The organism is Bacillus nitratireducens (assembly GCF_001884135.1).
In the GTDB taxonomy this organism is placed as follows: domain Bacteria; phylum Bacillota; class Bacilli; order Bacillales; family Bacillaceae_G; genus Bacillus_A; species Bacillus_A nitratireducens.
In genome coordinates, this window is the sequence record NZ_MAOC01000060.1 from 1 (window position 1) to 4793 (window position 4793).

General features: G+C 31.5%; 4 protein-coding genes and 1 pseudogene. All 5 read right to left on the reverse strand.

Translation table 11 applies throughout. The annotated features are described in order from the left end of the window. On the reverse strand, positions 1-1747 hold a 1747-nt coding region (gene esaA, locus BAU23_RS17535), incomplete at its 3' end, for a type VII secretion protein EsaA (protein WP_071734876.1). A gap of 75 nt (positions 1748-1822) precedes the next feature. Further along, positions 1823-2119, reverse strand: a complete 297-nt coding sequence (locus BAU23_RS17540) for a WXG100 family type VII secretion target (RefSeq protein WP_002186998.1) — start codon at positions 2117-2119, stop codon at positions 1823-1825. A 235-nt stretch (positions 2120-2354) separates the two neighbouring features. Further along, positions 2355-3221, reverse strand: coding sequence for an Rgg/GadR/MutR family transcriptional regulator (locus tag BAU23_RS17545; protein ID WP_071734874.1), 867 nt, complete (start codon positions 3219-3221; stop codon positions 2355-2357). Positions 3222-3960: 739 nt separating this feature from the next. Then, positions 3961-4201 (reverse strand): annotated as a pseudogene (locus tag BAU23_RS30940) (hypothetical protein). A 111-nt stretch (positions 4202-4312) separates the two neighbouring features. Further along, a partial coding sequence (locus BAU23_RS17555) for an IS6 family transposase (protein WP_071734875.1) occupies positions 4313-4793 on the reverse strand: 481 nt, incomplete at its 5' end.

Genomic DNA, 4793 nt, shown 5'->3' on the forward strand with positions numbered 1-4793 from the left:
GTTTTGGTTTCTCTGGTTCTGTGGGGTTCTTTTTCAATGAAATACTGAATTCATGATTAGAAACTTCACTCCACTCAGAAATGTACCCATATGATTTGAGTTTTTGATCCAATTCTGTTTTTAACACCGGTAAAAGATCCGTCAAATTTCTTATTCCTAAACTTCCTTGTTCTGTATGGTCTGTCTTCAAAGAGATTCTATTATCTTTTGTTGGATCAATAGATATAGTGACCTCCCTACTATTTATAGGAATTATAGCGTTATGTTCAGGCTTAGCTTCTAGATAGGAAAAGTTTCCTTCCTTTCCTATTTCTTTTTCAAAATTTTTCGCATAACGCCGAACTATAGTTAGCTCATCTTGGAATTTTTTAGATTGAGAATCAGTTATAATATTCTCAGCAATTAACTTTTGTAAAAGATTTTCTAAAGTGTCTGCTGGAATTTGTGGTAGACTTTCTTCTATCATTTGACGATAACGATTATCTAAATTAACTTTATTTTCTTTTGAATCAGCCATTAGTTTCACAATCGCCTGTTTAATATCCTCCTCAGAAGCTGTATCCGGATTTTTTTCTGCACTTCCATAATAAGTTTGTGCAATCTGTTTTCTTAAATCATTAAGAGTTTCAACTTGCGATTGCAATTGCTTAATTTCATCTTTTAGTTCATCAATTCGAGCAGTTTGTGTTTCTTGAAATAGCTTGGCGTTTAGCAAGAATTCCGTATAAACCCCAGATGAATTCACTTCACCTGCTGCCGGTGTATAAAAGTTTCCTAGTTGTTTAAACATTGATTGGTTCAAACCATCATATTTTGCTTTATATCCCGATAAATCAGATTGCCGTTGGTTTTCTAATTGCGTTTTCTGTAGGTTAAATTGATCCTCAAATTGCTTTTTTTGTAGGTTAAATTGATCCTCAAATTGCTTTAAGGAATCTTTTAACTTTTCATTTGTTTTATCGATATTTTCGTTAACTGATTTTTTGGCTTCTTTTGTCGAGGTACTGCCTGCTTCTAAGCTCTTATTATTATCATCCATTAGAGTTTTTACGGATGAAACAAATGCTTGTTGTTCCGAGAGAAAACCTTTATTATCTTCATCAAGAATACTCGAAACATTTGATAAATTATTAAATCCTCCCGATAACTCCTTAAATGGATCTTGAATATTTGTCATCAGATATTTCTTAGCATCAGTTTCTGCTCCAACAATTTTATTAACATTTAGTTGGGCTTCTGATAAATTTCCTACAATACTTGAGAAATACATCTGCACAACTCGTTGATTGAAATTTTTCAAAATATCATTTACTTGTGTTTGAACGGCTTGATTAGATATCTCATTTTGCCCTTTACGTACACGATAATTAATGGTCGCCTGTTCTGGTGCTATACTTTGAAGGGACAATAGACGTTCAGAGAAATCTTGAGGAATAATAATTTCTGCATCAAATTGACCATTCTCAATTCCTGCATTAGCAATATTCCTACTGACCGTCTGCCAACTATTTTTGGAATCTTGATTAATCAGAGTAACAAAGTCTGCACCTAGTTCATACTTCCTCCCCTCAAAAACAGCCCCTTTATCTTCATTCACTAAAACATATTGAACCTTGGATACTTTTTGATTTGTAGACCGGTACACATTATCATCTTTAAAACCAAAATAAGTGAAAGTCAAAATAAGAAATAATCCACCAAGTATAATGATGAGTAATGGAAAATAACTCTGATATTTTTTTATCAAAATACATTTCTTCCTTTCAGATAAATTAAAAAAGGTGTCAGCACAATGAGTTGCACTGACCCCTTTTTTAAACACTTAATTTAAGCCAAACGAACCTGCATCCTGACGGTCACGGTCTGCGACTGTATCTGCATATTTGGTCAACTGCATATGAATACTTTGTAATAAGTTTTCCATTTGTTTCACATTACCTTCAAGCTGTTTGTATTGCTCCAAGTAAGCTCGAAAAGCTTCCCCCTGCCATTCTTGGGCAATCGTTGAATTCATAGAATTCACTTTACGAATAGCGTCTTCAATTTGTGAAGAGGCCGTTTGATATATTTTCGCCTGAGATTTTAGTTGTTCGGGTGTGACCGTAATAGCTCCTGCCATAATATCATCTCCTTGTTTTCTAACTATCCTTACGGATAATATAATATAATTCAAAATTATTTTAAATCTTGGAGCAAGCGAGCTTCTTTCTTTGCCTCTCATTATATACACACGTGTCTTATATGACACACCGAAAGAAGGAGTAATAGTATAAACAAAAAAAAATAAATGAAATAGAAAATAGAAAAAGGAAGGTTATAATTTAATAATTACAACCTTCTCAAAAATATAAACCTTATGTAAAAATTTTGATTTCGTACTTCTGTTTTATAAATTCAATTAATTCTTCATTCATCTTGTAATAATTATCGGCACCTATATATTTACAGACCAACTGTGCCTTTTTTAGCATTTCTTCACCTTCTTTATTTCCTCTCAAACATTCCCAAATACCATTAATCACCAATTTTAGGTTTTTTTCAAAAAACATTTCTTCTTCGAGTGAAAACGAATTTATTTTATCCATATATTTCCATATAAGGTTCATCCTATCGTGCTGGATAAAGAAAATAATTGCATTTGTTAACATCCTAAAGCATTCACTTTTTCCATCTCTAAATTCTTTGTAATGATTGATTCCCAAAAGTGCTTTTTCAAGAGTGATTTCTATAAATTCAGGCGTAAATGCAAACATACAGTTGTTGAATAAAACTAGTTCATAGCGAGTCCATGTCTGCATGTTTATTAAATATTGATAAATTTTAGTTTCTCTTGTTTCAAGAGTTTCATTTTTTAATCTAGCAATGAGCAACTGACATAAACTCGAAAGATGTTCATACTTAATTCCATCTCGCCCTTTAACTAGATTACAAAGACTTTCTAGCCTTATTAACTCTTCTACATCTTTCTTCATAAAAGCATTTCTTATTTCACCCATAATCTGACTGATTACATTTACATCCTTTGGGTAATCAAAAGCTTTTAATTCATCAAAGTATACATTAATTCTAGAAAGCATATAAGTTAGATTTGTAACACTAGTATCTGCACGATTATTTACAAATCTGTTGTAAACAGATCTACTAACAAAATCACCACAAACATCTTTAATAGTTAGTCCCTTTTGTTTTCTCGTATAATCAATAAGTTCTCCGATCTCCATAAAACATCTCGCCCTTCCGAATGATTCTTATCCGACTAATATGTGTCGTATTTTTATAAAAATCACTTATTACGCTACACATTCAAAAAAATTGCCTTTCTCTTATTATTATTTTTTAATAAGCAATGAAAGGAGTTGTTACTATGTGGTGGTGGATAATAATCACTTTATAGAATAATTTTGCACCAGAACCTATGTATTTTTCGCTGATGGATGAAACAATAGTGTCATTTACATTTAAGCAAAACAAAAAAAATACATAGAAAAGATCATTTTTTAATAAGATACACCAGAATTTCCTCCATCATTTTTTCATGATAAAATGAAATAACCAAATTCCTATATTTTATATCATGCTGGGGTACAGCCGAGATATATGTAAAAACAGGTCATAGACTTACTTTTATTTCCAATGTGATTTGAAACTGGATTTTTTATAAAAAAACAAGTAGATTTTTAGATTCTAGATAAATTTATACTTGTTTTGCTTTACTACATTGCTTATTAAAAAACATTGAAATAATTAACAATTAATAATAATACTCCTATTGCAAATAAAATTAGGTTATTTGACAAAATCACTTCATCTTTCCAATATGCTAAAAATATTAATAAACCATGTCTAACTGAAAAAAACAATCCTAATCCAAATATTGAAAGCAGATATGGAGATGTATTCCTTTCCTTTCCTTTTCTTTCCTTTTACCTCCTTTTTATCACTATATTAGCACATTTTGTATTAACTTGTTAAATTAATACTTATCAAACTTATTTTTTGATGCCTTTTAGTTGAAACTCCAGCATTATAGAAATGGTTCGAATTACAGGCAATAACCCATCCTATAATTATCAATGTTAAAGAAAACAACTTAAGACACGCCCTATATATAATCTAAATCTTTAAGATAAACCCAGGATATTCCCCCTATAACAGCACCAACTATCCCTAGAATCAAACCCCTATATTTTTGTAAAAACATCAAGTTATCCCTTTCGTACAAACAAAATATTCCATATATAAATAATACGGTTCTGGTGCAAAAATAAAATAAAAGAGAATAAAGCGCATATATTCCTAACGGAATCGTATCTTATGCTACCAGTCCAAACAATTGATGGATGAATTTTTTCTGGTTTTGGACAGACTGGTCCCGTAAATCAATCTGTTCTTTTTTAATCATATGCATAGCTTCTACTCCAGAAAGAATGGATGTAGCTGTGTCAAAACATTTGAACCTTAGCATAGAATGGATTCGCTTCTTTATAAAGCGATGATCTTGTTCTACTATGTTATTCAAGTATTTTTGTTGTCTAAGTTGCATACCATCAGGTATGCTTTTCTCTTTTTTCAACTGTTCAATTGCTATAGGATAAGCTGGATTCTTATCGACTGTCATAACACGAGGCTGCGAAACATGAAAAGACCGCAAAGCTTTCTTGAAAAAGCGCTTTGCAGTCTTCTGGTCTCTTGTTTTTCCTAGGCAAAAATCGATTGTGTTTCCTCTCGAATCAACAGCACGATACAGGTACATCCATTGACCTTTTACTTTGATATATGTTTCATCGACTCTC